This window comes from Proteus sp. fly-1089 (assembly GCF_040138965.1).
GTDB classification, from domain to species: domain Bacteria; phylum Pseudomonadota; class Gammaproteobacteria; order Enterobacterales; family Enterobacteriaceae; genus Proteus; species Proteus vulgaris_B.
This window is the reverse complement of the sequence record NZ_JBEETS010000001.1, coordinates 524,663-546,319: the sequence shown is the minus strand read 5'-3', so window position 1 is coordinate 546,319 and position 21,657 is coordinate 524,663. Positions and strand designations below refer to the sequence as shown.

Sequence of the window (21,657 nt, the reverse complement as noted above, 5' to 3'; positions counted from 1 at the left end):
AATGAGAAAACTTAACCCCTACTTTGGCGAATTTGGTGGCCAATATGTACCTGAAATCTTAATTCCTGCATTGGATCAACTCGAACAAGCTTTTATTGATGCACAAAACGATCCGTCATTTCAGCAAGAATTCCAAGATTTATTAAAAAATTATGCAGGCAGGCCAACGGCATTAACCCTTTGTCGTAATTTAACAGAAGGTACGCGAACTCGTTTATATCTAAAACGTGAAGATTTACTGCATGGTGGCGCTCATAAAACTAACCAAGTATTAGGTCAAGCATTGCTGGCAAAACGTATGGGGAAAACCGAAATAATTGCAGAAACAGGTGCGGGTCAACATGGTGTTGCCACTGCTTTGGCCTGCGCATTACTTAATATGAAATGTCGTATCTATATGGGTGCAAAAGACGTTGAACGTCAATCACCAAACGTCTTTCGTATGCGTTTAATGGGTGCTGAAGTTATTCCCGTTCATAGTGGTTCATCTACCTTAAAAGATGCCTGCAATGAGGCATTACGTGACTGGTCTGGTTGTTACGACCGCGCTCACTATTTACTAGGAACCGCAGCGGGCCCGCATCCTTATCCAACAATTGTACGTGAATTCCAACGTATGATTGGTGATGAAGCTAAAGCGCAGATCCTAGAGCGTGAAGGTCGTCTACCCGATGCAGTTATCGCTTGTATTGGTGGTGGTTCTAACGCTATCGGTTTATTTGCTTCATTTATTCCTGAAACGTCAGTGCAACTGATTGGTGTTGAACCTGCAGGTAAAGGTATTGAAACGGGTGAACATGGCGCACCACTGAAACACGGTAAATTGGGGATCTATTTTGGGATGAAATCCCCTATTATGCAGACAGATGAAGGCCAAATTGAAGAATCTTATTCAATTTCAGCAGGTCTTGATTTCCCATCAGTTGGGCCACAACACGCACATTTAAATAGCATTGGTCGCGCTGATTATGTTTCTGTTACAGATGATGAAGCAATAGAAGCATTTAAAGTACTTTCTCGCCGAGAAGGAATTATTCCAGCCTTAGAATCTTCTCATGCTCTAGCTTATGCACTTAAATTAATTGCACAAAATCCTGATAAAGAGCAATTACTTATTGTGAACTTATCAGGACGTGGCGATAAAGACATTTTTACTGTAAACGATATTTTAGCAGCAAGAGGAGAAATCTAATGAGCCGTTATCAAAACTGCTTTAATGCATTAGCACAAAAACAACAAGGTGCATTTGTTCCCTTTGTAACATTAGGTGATCCTTCTCCTGAGCTGTCACTACAAATTATTGATGCGTTAATTGAAGGTGGTGCCGATGCTTTAGAGATTGGTATTCCTTTTTCCGATCCTCTTGCAGATGGCCCTACTATTCAAGGTGCTAATTTACGAGCCCTCAATGTTGGTGTAACACCCACCGATTGCTTTGCTCTATTAACTAACATACGTAAAAAACATCCTAATATTCCTATTGGCCTATTAGTTTACGCCAACCTTGTTTTTAGTAATGGGGTTGATAACTTTTATGGTAAATGCCAACAAGCTGGTGTCGATTCTGTCTTAATTGGTGATGTGCCCTTACGTGAATCAAAAGAGTTCAGAGAATCAGCACAGCGAGCGAATATCGAGCCTATTTTTATTTGCCCGCCTAATGCTGATGATGAGCTTTTACAAGAATTAGCCATCTCAGGTAAAGGCTATACCTATTTACTCTCAAGAGCAGGCGTAACAGGAACAGATAAACGTGCTGAACAATCGCTAACGCACCTTACTGACAAATTAAAAACTTATAATGCGCCACCTGCATTACAAGGATTTGGTATTTCAGAGCCAAAACAAGTCAAAGAGGCTATTGCAAATGGGGCAACGGGTGCTATTTCAGGATCTGCCGTTGTACAAATTATTGAGAAAAATCTTCATCAACCTGAAGTGATGCTTAAAGCGCTTACTCAATTTGTCAAAGAAATGAAAGCGGCTACACTCGCTTAACTATCGTAACCGATCCGCTTTAGGAGAATAGTTTGCTATTTTTCTAAGCGGATTACTCTTAATTCATCATTTATTGACCCACACTTTTGAAGTCCATTTTTGGGGCTTAGTCCGCATGAAATGGTGCAATCTCTCTTCTTTCTCCATTTAAAGTACATAATCAATACCTATAAAAATTTGGCAATATTTTATTTTTTGCACATACTTTATAAAGCGCTTTATGTTTTCTTTTCAAAAATACTCAACCAATTACACAATATATAAGGAGTTTGATAATGAAACTATGGGCAAAAATCTCCGCTGTCATGGCGGCATTATTGATGGCATTTACGTTGTCTGCATGTTCTCCGACTTCAACGTCAGAAGGTACTGGGGGTTATTTTGACGACTCTGTGATCACCACCAAAGTTAAAACAGCACTAATCGGTGAAAAAAATCTTAATTCAACACAAATTAGCGTTGAGACTTTTAAAGGTAAAGTTCAATTAAGTGGTTTCGTTTCTTCTCAAGCGGATGCTAATCGTGCCATTGAAACAACACGCAAAGTTACAGGTGTAAAAGGCGTTATCAATTCAATGGTTGTTCGCTGATCACTTTTTTATTCTAGTCTTCCCTTAGCTTTATTTTTTAGACCACTTCGGTGGTCTTTTTCATTTATGAATTTATGTTTATTTGTACGGACTATCATAATACAGATCAATTTTTGCAAAAAAATCAAATCATTCAAAAATAGCCCGCTTTTGTCTCACCCTAAAAACAAGCTCATAAAAAGAGCAAAGCAAAAGGTTCTCTAATCATTTCGCGTTCAATAACAAACCACTTAGTTATTATCTGTACGAGGCTTTTCTAATCCTTTTTATTTCTCTATTAATCTCATCTATCCGTTGATAGATAACACGCTTTTACTAAAATTAAATACAAAGGTGCATTTTAAATGCATCTACAAAATACTCGATTTTATCGATTACAATGCTATTTATTATTAACAAATAGAAATAAATAATTCTCATTATATTTATAGTAGAGCTTTAAGATGCATATAAAATACACCTTAAAAGATATTTAAACATTATATGTTCCATTTTAAATGCATCTTTATTTATTTAACATTATTTAAAAATGACTCTTGTTTTAAGTATTAATAATAAAATGGTATCTTTTGATAATCTAAAAATGAGAGTTGTCTTGTGAATTTAAAACATAAAAAAAGCGAAGATAAACTTCGCTTTTTCATTATGAGATATTCTTTTAAAGAAAGAATAATTAGAAACGGTAGCCCACACCAAACATAAATACAAATGGGTCTAAACGTGTTTTAACATCAAAGTCTTTATTAGCAACTTCACTGTTGAATCTTGCTTTTGTTTCGATATTCATCCACCAAACAGAAGCATTCAGCATCCAATTTTTATCGAGGTTATAATCTAAACCCGCTTGTGCTGCAAAGCCCCATGAATCCTTAAGATCAAGCCCATTCAAGCCTAAGCCATCTACTGCTGGATTGTTATTGAATTTCTCATCAAAGAAAGTGGTAAAGTTAAGGCCAGCACCTAAATAAGGACGTAATTTATCTTCACCATTACCAAAGTAATATTGCGCCATTAATGTTGGTGGTAAATGTTTAACTTTTGCAATTTCGCCCACACCACTTAATGAAATTTTATGCTCAAATGGTGTTGCGGCTAATAATTCAACACCGATATTATCAGTGATCATATACCCAAAGGTTAAACCTAATTGAGTATTATTATTTACTCCAAAATGGTCGCCACCTAATATTGCATCAGAACCCGCATTAGGACGAACAGTTGCAGTACCTGCACGGAATAAAAAATCCCCCGCTTGGTGAGCAAAAGAAATAGAAGGCGCAAGAGTTGCAGCCGCTAAAATAAGCGCAGAAAGTTTTTTCATTATTTAACCCATTCCTGTAATAAGTAAAATCTCCGCTAAAAATATAACCATTTATTGATAATTATGATCTAATACCGATCACAACTTTGGAATTATTTTTGCAGAAAGTGTTATTTCTCTTTTTATTATTTATCAATATAATTATTTATAATTGATCCACATCAAATTACACATTAATACAATTTTTTCTTATAATTAAATTTATTTTTAGTAATATTTTTTGAATAAAAAACATCCTAAAAAGGCATATTTAAAAATAAAGTTATCTTTATGTTAAAATAATGTTTTGTTTAATTTAAATAATGAATGTACTGTGGCTGTTAATATCAAAAAATAAGCTTAGTAAGCGGTTTGATAGAAAATATCCCTTTTTGCTGTTGTAAAAGGTACAATGGCGCACATTGACTTAGTCTATTTTTATAGGAGCAGTTTCATGCCTACCACGGCACGCACAATCTACCGCGACAGCCTTAATTTTTATAAGAATGAACAACGTAGCATTGTTACTATTTCCGCTATTCTTGCTGTTATTTTAGCGATCATTCATGTCTTAGTTGGTCCAACTCCCCAAGAGTACCAATTGATGATTGAATTTGTTGCCAATTTTAAAAACACACAACTTTCTTCTACTTCTCCTGCTGAATTAGAAGCTATGTCAAATAGTGTCGTGGGTGTTGCCAAAAAAGTCTTAGTGCTCTATTTATTTGAAACACTCCAGCAAAGTATTCTCGTGCTTACCCTACTGATGTTTGCTATGGCTATCTCCTCAGGTCATAGCGTCACTCTAGGTCAAACAGCTAATGCTAGCCTACCTCGCCTACCGAAAATGTTTTTATTGATTGTCTTATGCTCTATTTTGATTAGTGCGGGCTTTATGGTGATGATCATTCCAGGTATCATTTTGCTGATTGGCTTTGCATTAGCGCCAGTTGTGCTAGTACGCCAACAGAATATGGGAAGTGCTATTCGTTTAGGATGGAGAATAGGCTTTGGTGAATCAGGTTCACTTATCCCCGCATTAGGGATTTGGATCTTATTGCAGTTCGGTATTGGTTTTGTGGGTAATCTCACAATTCAATTGCCCGATATTATCCATAACTTCTTATTCTACTTTCTGAAAAACATGGCTTCAGCTTGGTTGATTATTTACTTGTTTCGCTTATTTATGCTGGTGGAAAATAAATACACAACGCAACAGCGTTAATCGCTCTATGCCTTAGTTTTATCTATAAAAAATCCCGTGATAATTAACCGATTTTGAGGTTACGTCATATCACGGGATTTTTCTTTGTACAAAATACGCCTCAATAATGCTTAATCAGCACATTTTGGTGTCGGTATATTGCTGACTATTGTTGCCGTTGATGTATCCTCATCGTGGCTCTCAGCATCTTGTTTTAACGCCTCTATTCTTGCTTCTTTTTGTTTTTCTTTTATTTGTTGTCGGCTTTGATACAGTCGGATCACAAAATAGAGATCGGGAGCAATAATCAAATCATCTTCATTAAGTGAAATTTTATTACGTTCAATCCAACGATTTAATTCTGTTCTACGGCCAGCTAAAACCAATTTCACGCCTTTTATTCGTAACTCTCGTATTAGCTCATCAATAGCAGCAAACACGCTAACATCATCATAGGTAAAGCTTACAGCTGCATCTACCGCTAACCATGCTGGCCGTCGAGGTGCGCTATCAACAAGTTGAAGTACCCGTTTTTTAAAATAGCCCACATTAAAATAAGTCAGTGGTGAATTAAACCGATACATCATTAAACCATCAATAGGTTCAATGCCATTATCTTTATTCATTGAGTGAACCATACCTTGTTCATCAACACCCAATAATTGATCGCTCGGACGAAAAACAATACGCAAAAATTGTAACAAACCTAATAAAACGGCAAAACCGATACCGTTAATTAGCCCTGCCAATAACACGGCTAATAAGGTGAATGATGCCAATGTAAATGCTTGTTTATTACGTTTACGATAAGACCAAATATGACGAATACTCAATAATGACCATGAAGAGACAATCAACACAATCCCCAATGATGATAATGGAATATAGGCGAGAAAATCGGTCATAAATAATAGTACTAGCAAAATAACCAGTGCTGCGATAATAGAAACTAATTGCGTTTTCCCACCAACAGAATCATTGACTGCAGTACGGCTACTTGCCGCACTTACCGCAAATCCTTGAGAAAGCGCGGCCGCAATATTGGCAATACCTAACGCTTTTAACTCTTGGTCTGCATCGACATCATAACCATTCTTACTGGCAAAGCTGCGGGCAGTCATCATAAAACTAACGAAGCTAATAACCGCCAAGTTTATAGATGGAACTAACAATTCTCTCAAGACACCTGGATGAAATCCCGTCATGGATACAACAGGTAAAAACAGATCAACATTACCTGCATCTTTATCTACGATAGCAATGCCAAAGCTTGCTAAATCAAATTGCCAACTTAAATACGTCATCACGACCATAGCAATTAAAGGTGCTGGCCAACGGCTTCGAAAATACCGAATACCCAATAATAACGCTAATGTTATCGCAGACATTAACACGGTGGGTAAATGCGCATCCATTAATCGAAATGGAACTTCAATTAATTTTTCAATTAAATGATCAGGTGATGTATCAAAACCAAATACTTTACTGATTTGCCCAACCATAATAGTGATCGCGACACCATTTAAAAGCCCCTGCAAAATAGGTCGAGATAGAAAATCAGTAAAAGCCCCTAGCCGAAAATGGCTGGCTAAAATACACCAAAATCCCGTCATTGCCGTCATAATAATTGCAAGTTGCCATCTAGCATTCTCATCACCAGCAGATAATGGAATAACTACAGCAGCAATAACAGCACAGGTTGCTGCATCAGGCCCTGTAATTAGCTGACGCGATGTGCCAAACAACGCATAAATAATCATCGGAAAAATACAGGCATATAATCCAACAATCGGGTTAATTCCTAATAATTCGGTATAAGCAATTGCGACTGGCAATGCAACGGCAGCAACAGAAAGCCCAGCTTTTAAGTCATAGCCAAAATAATTACGCTTATAATTAAACAATAAGCCTAATCCTGGCATCCATTTTATTATTCTTTTTCCGTTCATTGATTTCCTCTTATCAGAAATACTTTTTTATATTTATGCATTCATCAAAAAGTGGCGATAATGTTGATGAGTTACTGAATCATATACTAGAGTGATATTTAAATCCTCTTTCATAACTCAAGCTTTAATTTCAGCCCCCCTAAATGCAATTACGTTGATTTTTCATTGAGTTATTTCAGAGAAAAACTGTGTTTTTTTATATAAATCAGCACTTCATAATTAAAGATATGCAATTGTTTACCCATTTTCTGTCGCTTTGCATTAGAATAGCCTAGTTTATGAATTTAATTACCATAGGTTCCTATTTGTTATGAAAAATGGCTGGCTTAAGCAATTACTTGATTTCGCTCCACTATTAGTGTTTTTTATCTTCTATAAATGGCAAGATATTTTCTACGCTTCAGGTGCATTAATTGTCGCCACGTGGATTTCAGTCGGCTTGACGTGGCTTATTTTCCATAAAGTTGAAAAAGCACCACTCATTACGGCTATTGTTGTCACTATTTTTGGCTCATTAACTATCTTCTTCCATTCTGCTGATTTTATTAAATGGAAAGTCACTGCCATATATGCCATTTTTGCTGTTGTATTAATTGGTATGCAGCTATTTACACCTAAAACATTAATGGAAAGAATGTTAGGCAAAGAACTTGCCATGCCAGCGGCTAATTGGAAAAAAGTAAATATAGCTTGGGTGATTTTCTTTTTTGCTTGTGCCTTAGGTAATATCTACGTGGCATTCTCTTTACCTGAAGAGACTTGGGTTAATTTTAAAGTCTTCGGTTTAACCATTTTGACCTTTATCTTTACTATCGCCAGTGTGGTTTATATCTGGAATAATCGTTTACCAGAAGAACAAACTGAAGAAGAAGCCACACAAAATACTGAACACGCATTATCAGATGATATGACAAAACAAGCATCTAAACCGACATCACACGATGCTCATTCAAAATCTGAGTAATCACGTTTATTTTATTGGGAGATGTATACTCATCATATATAACCTTGAAGTAGATGAGTAGATGTCTCCTTGGTTTAAACATTTACAGATAATAATTCTCCATGACTGAACAACAATCTTTGCCTAATGGTGAGCTCGTTTTACGTACCCTTGCCATGCCTGCTGATACAAACGCCAATGGTGATATTTTCGGTGGCTGGTTAATGTCTCAAATGGACATCGGTGGTGCAATTTTAGCAAAAGAAATTGCGTTAGGTCGTGTCGTTACTGTTAGTGTAACAGGCATTACCTTTCTTAAACCTGTTGCGGTTGGCGATGTCGTTTGCTGTTATGCACGTTGCTTAAAAACAGGTAATTCTTCAATTACTGTGAATATTGAAGTCTGGGTTAAGAAGGTTGCAACTGAACCTGTTGGACAACGTTATCGTGCAACTGAAGCGGTGTTTACTTATGTTGCTGTTGATGAAAACAATGCAGCTCGTCGCTTACCTGAAGGTAAAGCACACTTCACATTAACAAGTACAATGGAATAACAAGCTCGTCGATTACAACAAATGATATGAAGACACTGACATTTTAAACACTAAAAAAGGCACTGATTAAAGTGCCTTTTTATTTATCTGAGATCTAATATCTACATTGTATTTTAGCTTGCTGAAACACCTGTTAATTTAAACTCGATAACGATAACTTTCCCTTTATAAGGAATTTTTTCATATCGCCATTGGCGCATGGCTCTTTTAATATCACGTTCAAACACATTTTTAGGATCAGCAGAAACAATTTCTACATTATCGACTCGCCCATCAGCATCAACGTCAAAACGTACTTTCACTGAACCTTCAATACCGACTGCTCGTGCACGTGAAGGATATTCGGGTAAACCTTGGCGTACAACGTTAGGTACTCTACCTTCGCCACTGCTTGCTACTGCGACAGGTTTCTCATCACCTTTATCACTTGGCTTAGCCGTTGGATTAAGATTTTTAAGATCATTGCCTTTATTAACCACTAAAGGTTGTGGTCGTTCAACAGGCGGCTTAGGTTTATCAACCGGTTTTGGCTTAGGTTTAGGTTTTGGTTCTGGTTTTTTCTCTATCGGTTTTTCAATAACAGGTTTTACATCAGGAATAGGCTCTGGTTCGGGTTCAGGCTCGACAACTGGCTCCGGTTCTGGCGGTGTGACTTCTTCAACCACAGGTTCTGGTTCGCCAGCAGGTTCATCCGCAGCAAATGCCAACATTTGTATAGAGATAGGCTCAGGTGTAACGACCTCGTCCTCTACAACATAGAACATTGCTGCTGCAACCAAAGAGGCATGCAGGCAGAGTGATATGAATACCCAAAGCTTCCAACGCATAACTTGTCTTATTTCACCTAAAGAAAAAACAATGCCCCTAGTTTAAATGCAAATAGCAATCATATTCAATAACGTTTATCAAAATGATTGATATAAACAGTTAAAAAGTGAAATTATGAGTTCCATTCAATCTGCTGTACAAATAAAAGTGCTCTGTGTTTTTTTGAAGTATCCAGTTTACGCATCTTATAAATTCGGAAATTACGACGAGATTGCCCTTCTAACCATCGACGACGTTTACGTATAGCTTGTCTCATCATTCGCCAACGAGCTACTTCAGTCCTACTGTGTCTCATGCTATCAGCACCTATTTTTTCGAATAAGTGGTGTATTATAAGACGTTCATTTTGTGATCCAAGAGGTGATTTATGATTTGCTTAAATTTCATTCATTCTTTGAGCATTTCTCACAAAGGAAAAATAAATAAAACATCGTATCTTATTGCTTATTTAATGCTTATATCTTAACAAAGAGATTTGACAGAGATAATAATCCTGATTTAATAACAACATTCGGCAAATAACAAAAATAATGAACTATTTTTAGTAAATTGCCTTTAAGCTTATCCATGCGATTCATTTTCAACGGAAAATAGCTCTACTATGACAACATTTTATACTGTATTAAGTTGGCTAACCTTTTTCTTCTATTGGCTATTAATTGCAGGGGTCACATTTCGTGTCCTAATGCATCGACGTCCTGTCACCTCCACAATGACTTGGCTATTGATAATCTATATTCTGCCATTAGTCGGTGTTATTGCTTATTTTGCCTTTGGTGAATTACATCTTGGTAAACGGCGTGTTGAACATGCTAAGCAGATGTGGCCTTCTGTTGTTGCTTGGCTCGAGGACTTAAAAAAATGTAAGCATATTTTTGCAACGGGTACTAGTGATGTTGCAACACCTCTTTTTCAATTAACCGCTAAACGCCAAGGTATTAAAGGCGTTAAAGGGAATAAAATTGAGTTGTTAACTACCTGCGAAGATTCGTTAAACTCAATCACGCGAGACATTAATAATGCCCGCGATAATATTGAAATGGTTTTTTATATTTGGCAACCTGGTGGTTTAGTCGAAGAAGTGACAGATGCTTTAATCAAAGCCGCTAAACGGGGTGTAAAATGCCGTATCATGGTTGACTCTGCTGGAAGCTGGAATTTCTTTCGAACCAAAGGCCCTGATGTAATGAGAGCCGCGGGTATTGAGTTTGTCGAATCACTCCATGTTAATTTATTCCGTTTTTTCTTACGCCGAATGGACTTACGCCAGCATCGAAAAATTGTATTGATTGATAACTATATTTCCTACACCGGAAGTATGAATATGGTTGATCCTCGTTATTTCAAGCAAGATTCAGGTGTAGGACAATGGATTGATATCATGGTCAGAATGGAAGGCCCTGTTTCTACTACTTTAGGTATGATTTATGCCTTTGATTGGGAAATGGAAACAGGTGAGCGCCATTTACCTCCCCCTCCTGATGACAACATTATGCCTTGTGAACAAGAAAGTGGTCATACAACACAAGTGATTGCTTCAGGTCCAGGCTTTCCTGATGAACTCATCCAGCAGTCATTAATTACCGCCATTTATTCAGCAAGAAAAGAATTGGTTCTTACAACACCTTATTTTGTGCCTAGTGACGATCTTGCCCATGCAATCTCAACCGCAGCAATGCGGGGTGTTGAGGTAAGTATTATTGTGCCTCGTAGTAATGATTCTTTCCTTGTACGTTGGGCAAGTCGTGCATTTTTTACAGAAATGCTCGAAGCAGGTGTGAAAGTCTTTCAGTTTGAAGATGGCTTATTACATACCAAAAGCGTAATGGTTGATGGGCAACTCAGCATGGTCGGCTCTGTTAATCTTGATATGCGAAGCTTATGGTTAAACTTTGAAATTACTGTCGTCATTGATGATGAAGGTTTTGGTAGCGACTTAAGCATTGTACAATATGATTACATTGCTCGTTCTACAGAATTAACATTAGATGAATGGGAAAAGCGACCGTTCTTCAATCGCGTTTTAGAACGTATCTGCTATTTCTTTAGCCCTCTGTTGTAACAGAAATATTGTTATCAAGAAGGTAAATAGGATCTGCGATAGAATACTTTGCTAAATTCGCAAAAATGCGATACAAACAACGCGATAATCATTGGAATAATAAACAGGCATTACCATGAATGAACCAACCTTGATCAGTGAAGATGACGCTCTAGAACAAGCGTATGATCTCTTTTTAGCTCAAGCAGCTGATAATTTAGATGTTGCAGACCAATTACTCTTTAATCTGCAATTTGAAGAAAGAGGTGCAGCCGAAGTGGTTCCATTAGGTAATGATTGGCAATTCATTGTTGGTCTGCCAGTTACACCTGCTCGCTTTAGTGAAGTGATTATTGGCCTTGCACCTGATGATAATTCAGATATTGATGATATTTTTGGGCGTGTACTGATTAGCCGTGATCCTTTAAATCCCATGTTCCATATTATCTGGAAGTCATAATATCTTTTCACTATCTTCGCCAGCTCATATTTAGGCTGGCGATTTCTATTTCAAATAGCCAATAAAATGAACTCAAGCCATCTTCTTACCGATACGATTTTTACACTCGCTCTCTTTGGCGCATCTTATTGGTATATCTGCATTGTTCTTATTATTGTGATGTTTTATGGTGTAATAAAAACCAAAAAAATGTTATTACGCATCTTTTTTATTCTTTTCGCTTTAGTTTTTGCTTATATACCGTTAATGCAATATCTCTGGTAAACATACAACAGAAAAAATTAAAAGCGCTATTAAGATCAGCGCTTTTTCTATACTAAATTGCCTTGCCATGCTTATTACCCTAAATACAGATAATTACTGACGTAAACTCACTGCAATACGATTAAAGGCATTCATTAATCCAATTGCCAATGTTAAATCGCTCATTTCTGTATCTGAAAAATATGCTTTCACTTGTTGATAGATATCATCATTGGTATTTTTTGCGGAAATTTGACTTACAGCATCAGCCCATAATAATGCAGCTCGTTCTTTCTCTGTAAATCGCTCACTGACCTGCCAACCATTTAATGCATCTAATTTATTTTGGGCAACACCATGATGACGTAACGAAGTACTGTGCATTTCTAGGCAAAAAGCACAACCATTGATTTGAGAGACTCTTAAATAAACAAGTTCAATCAACATAATATCAAGTGAGCTACTTTCTAATGCTGTTTTACATTGAATTAAGCCCGCATAAGCTGCGGGACTAAGTTTTGGGTAAGATAAACGCAATTTTGACATAATATTCTCACAATAAAGGCAAACAAATTACACACTGGATATAAAAACAGTACCAATGTAAGCGATTTATAGTAATGAGTTTATCAATTTTGTGGTATTACACCTTAAAATAATGAATTAAGTATTTATACCTAATGCATTGTTTTCTATTAAACGAATTGTAATGCTATTTATTCAAAACATCTCGATGAGTGAGTAATAGTTAAAAACATTATACCTTCACGACTTAATGTGCTGTCTTTTTTGATGGGGGATGATTGGATCATTCTATCTATTTCAGAGGAAGAAAATTTATTGTCCACTTCATTATAAAAACACAAACATTGATCTTTAGTGACAATGCTATAGACATTTAATGTATCCAGACAATATTCAGTAACTGCATTTTCTTGTGATTCAGAACAAGCAGGTAGCACAAATAAAGATAAAATAACAACGACTATTTTCTTCATGACGATTCCATAACTATATGAAATTTATTTAATTATGAAAAAATTATTCCATGAAAGTGAAGGAATTATCACGACATAAATCAAATTAAAGTGAATAATTGATCTTTATGAAAGGGAAAGAGAGAGTGTTTTTTATTCCCCTCTCTCATTTTAGTAATACATTTTTTTATTTCGTTCTTTGTTTAGTATTTATACTTATTTTTGTTTAATTTTAAATGTAGTAGTGGAAAAGGATTTCCTTGACCATCTAATTCAGAACGCCCTATTTGCTCAAACCCGATATGCAGATAAAAGCCAACCGCTTGAGGATTTTGTTCATTAACATCTAACTCATCAATATTGAGTGTATTTATTGCAAAATTTATGAGCAATTTACCACAACCATGACCTCTAGAATCAGCATGAACAAATAGCATTTCGAGCCTATTTCCCGCTGTACCTAAGATCCCATGAATAGTTTTATTTTCATCTATCGCAATATAAGTATTAAGCATAGGAAAATACTGTTCTAAAATATCTTTTTTAAGCGATGAAATAATATCTTCAGACAAAAATGTATGTGTTGCCCTCACTGAAGACTCCCACACTGAGATCATCTCATTATAATGTGATGATTCTGCTTTTATAACTGTTAACATGTTGATCCTCCAAATCCCACATCTCAAAGATATTTTACTTACAGATAATTTATTCTGTTAAAAAGCGGATAATTGATTATTATAAATTAAAAACTTAACAATAAATACTTATTTTATAATATTTTTGAACATCATTACAACAATATTAATTGAAATATTAATATAGAAATTAATTAAACAAAAAGACCATATATATGGTCTTTAGAATAAGGATTTTTTAATATAATATTAGAAGCGATAACCCACGCCGAGTACCCAAGTTCCCAAATTAGCATCATTCACTTTTGAATATTCATAAGATGCATCAATTGCGATATTAGAGATTGGATTTATTTGAAGACCTACACCATAACTTAAAGACGCTTTTTTTTCATGATGATTTTCAATATCATCTTTATATTTAGCACTAATAATACTCGTACCAATTAAACCATAAATATTTATGTATTCATTAAATCGGTAACTAGGTCCAGCAGTAAGTAAATAGTAATTAAAATTACTCTGAGCGTTCATTTCATCCTGAACATCATAGCAATAATATTTTTTATGATTATAAATAATTGAGCCAATAATACCAAAGCTCTCATTTAATTTATGATCATACTTAATATTAATCCCTTTAGGTGCCCCATCTACCTTATCACCATCGATTTTTATCTGAGTTTGCGCATAACCAAGGGATAAGGTGTTTTTTAAATTAGCAGATGCATTAAATGTTATTATTGATAAAGCAATAGCTACAATTGGAGTTACTAATTTGTTTTTCATTAAATTCCTCTATATTTTTAAATCGTTAAAGTAATTAAGTAAATGTAATTTAAACCAATAAGAAGTTAGTGTTATAACGCATAAACTCTCAATTAAAATAATAAAGCAAAAAAAAACTCATAAGAATATTTTATTTCTTACATTCTAAAATATAAAATAATTACCTTGAAAAAACGATTGTTTAACAATTTAAAATCAATAAAGTTAAAATATAAAGCATGATAAACCGAGGGAAATAATTAATTTTAATATTATTAAATATAAATATAAATATAAAAAGCCACTTTAATGTGGCTTTCTAAGAAATAGTATATATTAAGACAATATTAGAAACGGTAACCCACACCAAGCACCCAAGTCCCAAATTTAGCATCATCTAGTTTTGAATATTCATAAGATGCATCAATTGCGATATTAGGAATTGGATTTACTTGAAAACCCACACCATAAGCTAATGACGTTTTATTATAGTCACCGCGATAATCATAAAACTTATCTTCTTGATTAACATGACCAAGACCGATTAACCCATAAGCACTAAAGTAATCATTGAAACGATAGCTAGGACCCGCTGTTAATGAAACATAATCAATTTCCGTGGTTCCTATTTTTCCCCAATAACTATAGAAATTATATGTTAACTTTGTATATGTGAGTGAGCCAATAACGCCCCAATTATTATCAAATTCATGATCGTATTTAAAGTTAATTCCTTTAGAATTATCCTCAAATTTATTACCTTCGAATTTAATTGAACTTTTAGCATACCCTAATGAAAGAGTATTATTCAATGCAGCATGTGCATTAAAAGAAAGTGTAGAAATTGCCAACATTGAAGTAGAAATAAGTAAAAAACGATTCATCTTTATTCTCTATATAAAATAAAAAAACAGAAAAATAGAGCTAAACTTAGCTCTTTTATCAAACTGGAATAAATCCAATAATTTTATTTGTAAATAATACTTTATTAATGAATTATTTACAAAGACATTATTATCAATAAGGAGAAGATTAAAAGTCCATCCTTATTAAGAGTAAACATACATCATTTTACACCATTATTAATTAAATAATGAGTCTATATTTTTAGGTGTGAATTTATTTTAAATATTATTTTATTCACTGTAATTAAAAGCAAATTATTCAACACTAGAAAGAAAAAACCATTATATAGGTTAAGGAGAAACAAATTATTACACATGGTAGTTTTAAAGGTAATAAATTAATTTAAGTTTAAAAATTAATCTATTGTTGTTAACTTTATTTAGCATCATAATAGGTGGGAATTTCTTACTAGATTAGAGCGCTACTATTTATGCTAAAACTCAATAAAATCCATCATGTTGCGATTATTTGTGTCGATTATGAAGTGAGTAAACATTTCTATTGCAATATTTTGGGATTAACGTTACTCAAAGAAAATTATCGTGAAGCAATACAATCATGGAAAGCAGAGCTTGCATTTGGGGATAATTACCAAATTGAGCTATTTAGTTTTCCAGCACCACCTCCACGCTTAAATTATCCAGAAGCCTGTGGCTTACGCCATCTTGCTTTTAGTGTCGATAATGTTGAAGAAAGTATTCAATATCTACAACAACATGGTATTACATGTGAGCCAATACGAATTGATCCTGGTAGTCATAAGCAATTTACTTTTTTTCAAGATCCCGACGGATTGCCTCTAGAATTATATTGCGCATAAACCATACTAAAAAAGCCACTTATTTAAGTGGCTCTTTCTGACAATTTTAATCGACTAATTTAATATCGAGATATCGCAATAAATCAAGTGCTTCAAATTTTGAAAATTTTGCTTTTGCAATTTTATTTTGACGAATATCAATATCAAATGAATGTGAATCTGTAAAATCTACAGCCTCAATATTTGTCTGCATAAACAAGCTATTTGTAAAATCAGATCCTATCATTATCGACTTATTAAGTTCTGCATTTCTAAAATCGACATCATGCAATCGGCAATCATCAAAAACAGATTCATAGAGTTTTAAACCAAAAAAATTACATCCACTTAAAATACTACTTTTAAAACTTAATTGTGAATAGAGATCAAACCGAGGCCAATGTGCTTTAGTCCAATCAATACCAACGAGTTTACACCCTATAAATTCTGTATTAGAAAAACGAGTATTCGGTATATATGCTAAACTTAAATTACAACGATCAAATAAACAATTAACAAATTTACAGTGTGATAAATTTACAGATGAAAAATCACATTGATGGAATTCGCATTGTTCAAAGGTAATATTTTTAAATTCCCCTTCTGCCACATCAAGTTTATTAAATGTTTTGTCTAAATAATCCTGGTTATTTTCTATACTTTCCATAATTTACTCCGATATATTTTATGCTAACAAATAACTCTCCTAAAAAAGTAGACTAGTGCTCTTCCCTTTACTTTTCATCAAAAGCATTCCCCATAAGTAAAAATTTAGGCTCAGCTTTTTTATAGGCATCAATCATAGGAACGAGCCGCTGAAAATGTTCACTGGCACAATGAATATCAAGAGCAGCATGATCAGGCCATTGCTCAATAAAAACAAAATGACCTGGGTCTTTTTCATCAATATATAAATCATAACTAATACAAAGAGGTTCTTTCTTTGTCGCTTCCACTAATTCACAGTAGAGTGGTAAAACAATTTCAATCGCTTCTGTTTTAATAAATTCTTCAGCAATCACTTTTAGCATGATGTTTCCTTGATCGACTTAATAAGCATTAACTGTATAAACATACAGATAAATATAGTCGAGTTACCTAAAGAGATCTATCATCTTTACATAAGAAAAAAGCAATATTAAAAAGATGAAAATAACATCGTTAAAGCAGATATATTCTTTTTAAGTGTTCACTTTCCAGCTAATAAGTGAACAGTCTTACTTTTTGGGCAAACTCATCAATTTTCTCTGTTGTATTTTTGACTTTAAGACATATTTAATATCTCTATCAATACGTTATCTTCTTTTTAAGAGCACACCTATTTTGAAAGGAAAGATAGAAATAGTGCTAATATCTCTTTGAAATAACAAAGAAATTTTTTTGTTGAATAAATAGCAGTGATCATCAAACATTTATTATTAATTTAAATGAAAATATACGTTTTAATAGGAGCGATCCTCTTTATATAATAATGGTTCATGAAGTTATACGAAGAAGTCAGATTTGGGGGTTAACGTGTGGTTTGAACAATTTGGCGTACTCAATATTTGGACATACCTTGCTGGTATGTTCTTTATTATTCTTGTTCCTGGACCTAACACACTTTATGTACTAAAAACAAGTGCATCTGGCGGTGTCAGTGCAGGTTACCGTGCAGCATTTGGTGTCTTTTTAGGTGATGCAATTTTGATTTTCCTCGCCTTTATTGGTGTCGCCTCTGTAATAAAAGCCTCCCCAGTTCTCTTTACTATTGTCCGTTTTTTAGGTGCTTTTTACCTTCTTTATCTGGGAATAAAAATTATTCATTCAACTTTTTTTTCCAAAAAAGCACATGCTGAACAAACAGCGAATATACAAAAACATATTTTTAGAAAAGCACTCACATTAAGTTTAACCAATCCTAAAGCAATCTTATTTTATATTTCATTTTTTGTGCAGTTTATCGACTTTAATTATGCACATACAGGGTTATCCTATTTAATCCTAGCCTCTATGCTTGAGGCTTTTAGTTTTATCTATCTCTCTTTTTTAATATTTGGCGGTGTAGCGCTTGCTCGATTCTTCGGCTCTCGCAAAAATATTGCTAAGTTAGGAAATGGTGTTATAGGCATTTTCTTTATGGGTTTTGCTACAAAATTAGCGACATTATCATCATAATAAAATGTAGTAAAAAATGAGAAAAAACGGCAATCATTGACGAATTGCCGTTTTTTATTTCCATGTTTAACTAGTTCTGATATCGCTTAACTGCAGTTATCTATATCGAAACTACCCTAGCATCTGGTATCATTGGCGACTTATCAATTTTCTTGCCATAAATAACTTTGTTTTTCAAATCGTCCAGTATTTGGGTCTTAAAAGCTTATTGATTGATAAAGTTTTTAAGGGATCAAACCGTAACATGAAAACAAAGCCTTGGTTAGCAAGTTACAGAATAATCAGCAACGATATAGAACCGTAAAAAATGAGCATCCCAAAAGAGCAGTATAATTTCAACAAACTCCAAAAACGCTTACGCCGTGATGTTGGGCAAGCTATCGCTGACTTTAATATGATTGAGGAAGGCGACAAAATCATGGTCTGCCTTTCTGGTGGTAAAGATAGTTACACACTACTTTCCATCTTAATGAATCTGCAAAAAAGCGCACCAATTCATTTTTCACTTATTGCAGTCAATTTAGATCAAAAACAACCCGGATTTCCTGAGCATATTTTACCTGAGTATTTAAATGAACTTGGTGTGGAATATAAAATTGTTGAAGAAAACACTTATGGAATTGTCAAAGATATTATTCCTGAAGGTAAAACAACTTGCTCGTTATGTTCACGTTTACGTCGGGGTATTTTATATCGCACAGCGACAGAACTCGGCGCAACTAAAATTGCTTTAGGTCATCATCGTGATGATATTTTGGAAACGTTATTTTTAAATATGTTTTATGGTGGCAAACTCAAAGGCATGCCACCTAAATTAATGAGTGATGATGGCAAACATATTGTTATTCGCCCTCTCGCTTATGCACGTGAAAAAGACATTGAACGTTTCGCACAAGCCAAGCAATTCCCAATTATTCCATGTAACCTTTGTGGCTCTCAACCTAATCTTCAGCGCCAAGTAATTAAAGAGATGTTGAGAGATTGGGATAAACGTTATCCAGGGCGTATTGAAACGATGTTTAGAGCAACACAAAATATTGTTCCATCACATCTGTGTGATACTCAATTATTTGACTTTGCCAATATCAAACATGGTGATGAAGTTATTAATGGTGGTGACTTAGCATTTGATAAAGATGAGATCCCTGCTGTACCGGTGATGTTTCAAGAAGAAGATGACGAGCGCCCAGACTTTAGCCAGAATAAATTAGATATTGTTGAAGTTAAATAGTCTCTATCACCTAAGCCTTATTGCCTTAGAGGCTTAGGATTTTTTTGATAAAATAATCGCCAACAATAATTTTAAGCAAAAAAAAACCGATGTTAATAAACATCGGTGTAATAATGGTCAATTATTCTGTATTAAGAACTCAATATGAGAAAAACTACAATTATGGAGCACAACGTTCATCGCTCAACGTTGTATTCACCTGCGAGAGTTATAATGCCAGATGTTCTATTTTAAAAAATTGATATATCTCAAACAGGGTAAGAGAATTCTTTTTTAAATCCATTTAGTTACGATTAATTTGCTGAATTTTTACAACCATCTACTACGCTTTAACCACCAAGTAACAATCACAATCAAAACAAAGAGAGATAAACAAAAAATGGTAAAACCATAAGGAAATTCATTTCCAGGTATTCCGCCTAAATTGACACCAAATAGTCCTGTTAGAAATGTTGTTGGTAAAAATAACATCGCCATTAATGACATAGTGTAAGTACGTCTATTCATCGCATCAGCCATCATTGATGTTATTTCATCGGCGATCACTGCTGTACGAGAAATACTACTGTCCAAATCCTCTAAACGTCGAGAAAGTCTTTCTGATATTTCGAGCATTGTGACTCTATCGCTATCACTCATCCATGGTAGCTTTTCGATAGAGAGTCTTGAAAATACATCTCGCTGTGGTGCCATATAACGACGTAAGACAATCAGCTGTTTTCTTAATAAGGCAAGCTCACCTCTCGCCGGTATTTGTTGATCGAGGATCATATCCTCTAATTCAATTAATTGATCATGCAGCGTTTCAACAAACTCCCCTATTTCATCGGTCACAGCATCCGCCATGGTAATAAGCCAATCACCACTGCTTTCAGGTCCATTGCCTAACTCTAATGTATGAATAACTGAATCAACCGAATTAACACGACGATGACGACTTGAAATAATAGTTTGGCTGTTAATATAAATCCTGAATGCAACTAGTTCATCAGGTCGGTCATTAGGATTATTATTAATTGTTTGTAAGTTGATAATGACACCTTCACCAATACGCTGTGCTTTAGGTCTTACGTTTTCAGCTAATAATACATCTTTAGCAATCGGTGGAAGTAATTCTGTATCTTGGATCCATTGTGCACTTTGTGGCTTGCGATAATCTAAATGTATCCAATATGGTGTTTCATTTGAAACAACTGTTTTTGGTGTTATTTCTATGGCTCCCCCATGTCCATCAAGTTGTGCGGCATAAATTGCATCTGAATCTTGCAAAATAGAGTCATTAATTGTTTTCACTTAGTTTCCTCCATACTCTTGCTTTAGTCACAATAGATTAATTCATAGTCTCTTTATCTAATTATTTTCAAAGCTTTATTTTATACTTTTTTCTAGTCCACTGTATATCAACACTATTTTTGTATAATAATCTAAAACTTCTATTTATATTTCCCACTTTAGGATTATTACACTAAATCTAATTCGGATAATTACGTTAGTATATTAATACTAAAAATACCTATAGATAACTTCCTTTATTTATAGAAAAAATTTTATCTACTGTAATTTATAATAATTAGCTCCCTAGTGTATACTAAATATTATCTTATACATTTATTGCAACCTAAAAATAAGGTCATGAATATGAAAAAATTTCTCGCTATTCCTTTATTTTTACTTTTAGTCGGATGCAATGATGCAACATCGACTGAAAGTGCTAATACTGCCTCTACTTCTGATACAACAAAAACACTTTTGGTCGATTCACAACTTTATGACTGTGTCGGTGTTGCACCAATGAAATGCATGAAGGTGAAAGAACTACCGTCAGGCGAATGGTCCCTTTTCTATCAGAATATTGAAGGTTTTGAATATAAAGCAGGTACTGAATACACATTAAAAGTAAATGTTACAGATATTCCTAATCCCCCTGCTGATGCACCTAGTGTAAAATACACACTGGTAGAAATTGTCGATAAAAAGTAATTTTTTACTTAATTCAAGCTCACAATAGGCTGTATTCGCTATTGTGAGTAATTCATCTATTAATATTATTTTTCTGATGGTTATTATTAGC

23 protein-coding genes and 1 pseudogene are annotated in these 21,657 nt (G+C 34.4%); 12 read left to right on the top strand and 12 right to left on the bottom strand.

Annotated elements, in window-relative coordinates; genetic code table 11:
• The first annotated feature begins 1 nt into the window (after position 1).
• From trpB to ABN080_RS02590, 3 genes are all read left to right on the top strand, one after another.
• Positions 2-1,192 (top strand): tryptophan synthase subunit beta, encoded by a 1,191-nt coding sequence (trpB, locus tag ABN080_RS02600; protein WP_349440267.1) that lies wholly within the window; start codon positions 2-4, stop codon positions 1,190-1,192.
• A complete protein-coding gene (trpA, locus tag ABN080_RS02595) occupies positions 1,192-1,998 on the top strand; it encodes a tryptophan synthase subunit alpha (RefSeq protein ID WP_349440266.1) in 807 nt (268 codons plus the stop codon). Before trpB ends, trpA begins: the two co-directional genes overlap by 1 nt.
• Before the next feature lie 275 nt (positions 1,999-2,273).
• Entirely contained in the window at positions 2,274-2,588 is a 315-nt protein-coding gene (locus ABN080_RS02590; RefSeq protein WP_072067989.1) for a BON domain-containing protein, read from the top strand.
• A 673-nt stretch (positions 2,589-3,261) separates the two neighbouring features.
• On the opposite strand, the gene ompW is transcribed toward ABN080_RS02590, so the two are convergent.
• On the bottom strand, positions 3,262-3,909 hold the full coding sequence (gene ompW / locus ABN080_RS02585) for an outer membrane protein OmpW (protein ID WP_072067988.1): 648 nt from the start codon (positions 3,907-3,909) through the stop codon (positions 3,262-3,264).
• Between the two features lie 433 nt (positions 3,910-4,342).
• Here ompW and ABN080_RS02580 point away from each other — a divergent pair, with 433 nt between their 5' ends.
• Positions 4,343-5,113 carry a YciC family protein gene (locus tag ABN080_RS02580; RefSeq protein WP_349440265.1) on the top strand — a complete coding sequence of 257 codons (771 nt, stop codon included), beginning with the start codon at positions 4,343-4,345 and terminating at the stop codon, positions 5,111-5,113.
• Between the two features lie 110 nt (positions 5,114-5,223).
• Here ABN080_RS02580 and ABN080_RS02575 read toward each other — a convergent pair whose 3' ends face one another.
• Entirely contained in the window at positions 5,224-7,041 is a 1,818-nt protein-coding gene (locus tag ABN080_RS02575; RefSeq protein WP_231619302.1) for a SulP family inorganic anion transporter, read from the bottom strand.
• 310 nt (positions 7,042-7,351) lie between these two features.
• On the opposite strand from ABN080_RS02575, the pseudogene ABN080_RS02570 reads away from it, so the two are divergent.
• Positions 7,352-7,900, top strand: a pseudogene (locus ABN080_RS02570) (septation protein A); the annotation flags it as partial.
• 206 nt (positions 7,901-8,106) lie between these two features.
• A complete protein-coding gene (gene yciA / locus ABN080_RS02565; RefSeq protein ID WP_072067984.1) occupies positions 8,107-8,538 on the top strand; it encodes an acyl-CoA thioester hydrolase YciA in 432 nt (143 codons plus the stop codon).
• Positions 8,539-8,651: 113 nt separating this feature from the next.
• Here yciA and tonB read toward each other — a convergent pair whose 3' ends face one another.
• Entirely contained in the window at positions 8,652-9,365 is a 714-nt protein-coding gene (gene tonB / locus ABN080_RS02560) for a TonB system transport protein TonB (protein WP_115349682.1), read from the bottom strand.
• A 113-nt stretch (positions 9,366-9,478) separates the two neighbouring features.
• Positions 9,479-9,661, bottom strand: a complete 183-nt coding sequence (locus tag ABN080_RS02555) for a YciY family protein (RefSeq protein WP_072067982.1) — start codon at positions 9,659-9,661, stop codon at positions 9,479-9,481.
• Positions 9,662-9,967: 306 nt separating this feature from the next.
• Between ABN080_RS02555 and cls the strand changes: the two genes are divergently transcribed.
• Both cls and ABN080_RS02545 read left to right on the top strand, forming a co-directional pair.
• Positions 9,968-11,428 (top strand): cardiolipin synthase, encoded by a 1,461-nt coding sequence (cls, locus tag ABN080_RS02550; protein WP_072067981.1) that lies wholly within the window; start codon positions 9,968-9,970, stop codon positions 11,426-11,428.
• 115 nt (positions 11,429-11,543) lie between these two features.
• Entirely contained in the window at positions 11,544-11,867 is a 324-nt protein-coding gene (locus tag ABN080_RS02545; RefSeq protein ID WP_115349680.1) for an HI1450 family dsDNA-mimic protein, read from the top strand.
• A 357-nt stretch (positions 11,868-12,224) separates the two neighbouring features.
• On the opposite strand, the gene ABN080_RS02540 is transcribed toward ABN080_RS02545, so the two are convergent.
• From ABN080_RS02540 to ABN080_RS02520, 5 genes are all read right to left on the bottom strand, one after another.
• Positions 12,225-12,656 (bottom strand): carboxymuconolactone decarboxylase family protein, encoded by a 432-nt coding sequence (locus ABN080_RS02540; RefSeq protein ID WP_196553122.1) that lies wholly within the window; start codon positions 12,654-12,656, stop codon positions 12,225-12,227.
• 170 nt (positions 12,657-12,826) lie between these two features.
• A complete protein-coding gene (locus ABN080_RS02535; protein ID WP_349440263.1) occupies positions 12,827-13,108 on the bottom strand; it encodes a hypothetical protein in 282 nt (93 codons plus the stop codon).
• A 182-nt stretch (positions 13,109-13,290) separates the two neighbouring features.
• On the bottom strand, positions 13,291-13,746 hold the full coding sequence (locus tag ABN080_RS02530; RefSeq protein ID WP_072067978.1) for a GNAT family N-acetyltransferase: 456 nt from the start codon (positions 13,744-13,746) through the stop codon (positions 13,291-13,293).
• 228 nt (positions 13,747-13,974) lie between these two features.
• Positions 13,975-14,514, bottom strand: coding sequence for an Ail/Lom family outer membrane beta-barrel protein (locus ABN080_RS02525; RefSeq protein ID WP_349440262.1), 540 nt, complete (start codon positions 14,512-14,514; stop codon positions 13,975-13,977).
• Positions 14,515-14,840: 326 nt separating this feature from the next.
• Positions 14,841-15,377, bottom strand: a complete 537-nt coding sequence (locus ABN080_RS02520) for an Ail/Lom family outer membrane beta-barrel protein (protein ID WP_349440261.1) — start codon at positions 15,375-15,377, stop codon at positions 14,841-14,843.
• A gap of 452 nt (positions 15,378-15,829) precedes the next feature.
• Between ABN080_RS02520 and gloA2 the strand changes: the two genes are divergently transcribed.
• Positions 15,830-16,219, top strand: a complete 390-nt coding sequence (gene gloA2 / locus ABN080_RS02515) for an SMU1112c/YaeR family gloxylase I-like metalloprotein (protein ID WP_196553125.1) — start codon at positions 15,830-15,832, stop codon at positions 16,217-16,219.
• Positions 16,220-16,265: 46 nt separating this feature from the next.
• On the opposite strand, the gene ABN080_RS02510 is transcribed toward gloA2, so the two are convergent.
• Both ABN080_RS02510 and ABN080_RS02505 read right to left on the bottom strand, forming a co-directional pair.
• Complete coding sequence (locus ABN080_RS02510) at positions 16,266-16,865, bottom strand: pentapeptide repeat-containing protein (RefSeq protein WP_196553126.1); 600 nt, start codon at positions 16,863-16,865, stop codon at positions 16,266-16,268.
• A 67-nt stretch (positions 16,866-16,932) separates the two neighbouring features.
• The gene (locus ABN080_RS02505; RefSeq protein WP_349440260.1) at positions 16,933-17,229 is read right to left on the bottom strand and encodes a putative quinol monooxygenase; all 297 of its coding nucleotides are present in this window, start codon (positions 17,227-17,229) and stop codon (positions 16,933-16,935) included.
• Positions 17,230-17,713: 484 nt separating this feature from the next.
• On the opposite strand from ABN080_RS02505, the gene leuE reads away from it, so the two are divergent.
• Positions 17,714-18,355, top strand: a complete 642-nt coding sequence (gene leuE, locus ABN080_RS02500; RefSeq protein WP_164526221.1) for a leucine efflux protein LeuE — start codon at positions 17,714-17,716, stop codon at positions 18,353-18,355.
• A gap of 307 nt (positions 18,356-18,662) precedes the next feature.
• Positions 18,663-19,586, top strand: a complete 924-nt coding sequence (gene ttcA / locus ABN080_RS02495; protein ID WP_196553127.1) for a tRNA 2-thiocytidine(32) synthetase TtcA — start codon at positions 18,663-18,665, stop codon at positions 19,584-19,586.
• 309 nt (positions 19,587-19,895) lie between these two features.
• Here ttcA and zntB read toward each other — a convergent pair whose 3' ends face one another.
• Complete coding sequence (zntB, locus tag ABN080_RS02490) at positions 19,896-20,879, bottom strand: zinc transporter ZntB (protein ID WP_197269245.1); 984 nt, start codon at positions 20,877-20,879, stop codon at positions 19,896-19,898.
• A 345-nt stretch (positions 20,880-21,224) separates the two neighbouring features.
• Here zntB and ABN080_RS02485 point away from each other — a divergent pair, with 345 nt between their 5' ends.
• A complete protein-coding gene (locus ABN080_RS02485; protein ID WP_072067970.1) occupies positions 21,225-21,566 on the top strand; it encodes a DUF4377 domain-containing protein in 342 nt (113 codons plus the stop codon).
• Positions 21,567-21,657 lie beyond the last annotated feature (91 nt).

Excerpts from the sequence above, each read along its gene's own strand:
- ABN080_RS02530 (WP_072067978.1), bottom strand. The coding sequence starts at position 13,746 with ATGTTAACAGTTATAAAAGCAGAATCATCACATTATAATGAGATGATC.
- ABN080_RS02575 (WP_231619302.1), bottom strand. The coding sequence starts at position 7,041 with ATGAACGGAAAAAGAATAATAAAATGGATGCCAGGATTAGGCTTATTG.
- trpA (WP_349440266.1), top strand. The coding sequence starts at position 1,192 with ATGAGCCGTTATCAAAACTGCTTTAATGCATTAGCACAAAAACAACAA.
- ABN080_RS02590 (WP_072067989.1), top strand. The coding sequence starts at position 2,274 with ATGAAACTATGGGCAAAAATCTCCGCTGTCATGGCGGCATTATTGATG.
- ABN080_RS02540 (WP_196553122.1), bottom strand. The coding sequence starts at position 12,656 with ATGTCAAAATTGCGTTTATCTTACCCAAAACTTAGTCCCGCAGCTTAT.
- tonB (WP_115349682.1), bottom strand. The coding sequence starts at position 9,365 with ATGCGTTGGAAGCTTTGGGTATTCATATCACTCTGCCTGCATGCCTCT.
- ABN080_RS02525 (WP_349440262.1), bottom strand. The coding sequence starts at position 14,514 with ATGAAAAACAAATTAGTAACTCCAATTGTAGCTATTGCTTTATCAATA.
- ompW (WP_072067988.1), bottom strand. The coding sequence starts at position 3,909 with ATGAAAAAACTTTCTGCGCTTATTTTAGCGGCTGCAACTCTTGCGCCT.
- ttcA (WP_196553127.1), top strand. The coding sequence starts at position 18,663 with ATGAGCATCCCAAAAGAGCAGTATAATTTCAACAAACTCCAAAAACGC.
- ABN080_RS02580 (WP_349440265.1), top strand. The coding sequence starts at position 4,343 with ATGCCTACCACGGCACGCACAATCTACCGCGACAGCCTTAATTTTTAT.
- ABN080_RS02485 (WP_072067970.1), top strand. The coding sequence starts at position 21,225 with ATGAAAAAATTTCTCGCTATTCCTTTATTTTTACTTTTAGTCGGATGC.
- ABN080_RS02520 (WP_349440261.1), bottom strand. The coding sequence starts at position 15,377 with ATGAATCGTTTTTTACTTATTTCTACTTCAATGTTGGCAATTTCTACA.
- ABN080_RS02510 (WP_196553126.1), bottom strand. The coding sequence starts at position 16,865 with ATGGAAAGTATAGAAAATAACCAGGATTATTTAGACAAAACATTTAAT.
- yciA (WP_072067984.1), top strand. The coding sequence starts at position 8,107 with ATGACTGAACAACAATCTTTGCCTAATGGTGAGCTCGTTTTACGTACC.
- ABN080_RS02505 (WP_349440260.1), bottom strand. The coding sequence starts at position 17,229 with ATGCTAAAAGTGATTGCTGAAGAATTTATTAAAACAGAAGCGATTGAA.
- gloA2 (WP_196553125.1), top strand. The coding sequence starts at position 15,830 with ATGCTAAAACTCAATAAAATCCATCATGTTGCGATTATTTGTGTCGAT.
- ABN080_RS02545 (WP_115349680.1), top strand. The coding sequence starts at position 11,544 with ATGAATGAACCAACCTTGATCAGTGAAGATGACGCTCTAGAACAAGCG.
- trpB (WP_349440267.1), top strand. The coding sequence starts at position 2 with ATGAGAAAACTTAACCCCTACTTTGGCGAATTTGGTGGCCAATATGTA.
- ABN080_RS02535 (WP_349440263.1), bottom strand. The coding sequence starts at position 13,108 with ATGAAGAAAATAGTCGTTGTTATTTTATCTTTATTTGTGCTACCTGCT.
- ABN080_RS02555 (WP_072067982.1), bottom strand. The coding sequence starts at position 9,661 with ATGAGACACAGTAGGACTGAAGTAGCTCGTTGGCGAATGATGAGACAA.
- cls (WP_072067981.1), top strand. The coding sequence starts at position 9,968 with ATGACAACATTTTATACTGTATTAAGTTGGCTAACCTTTTTCTTCTAT.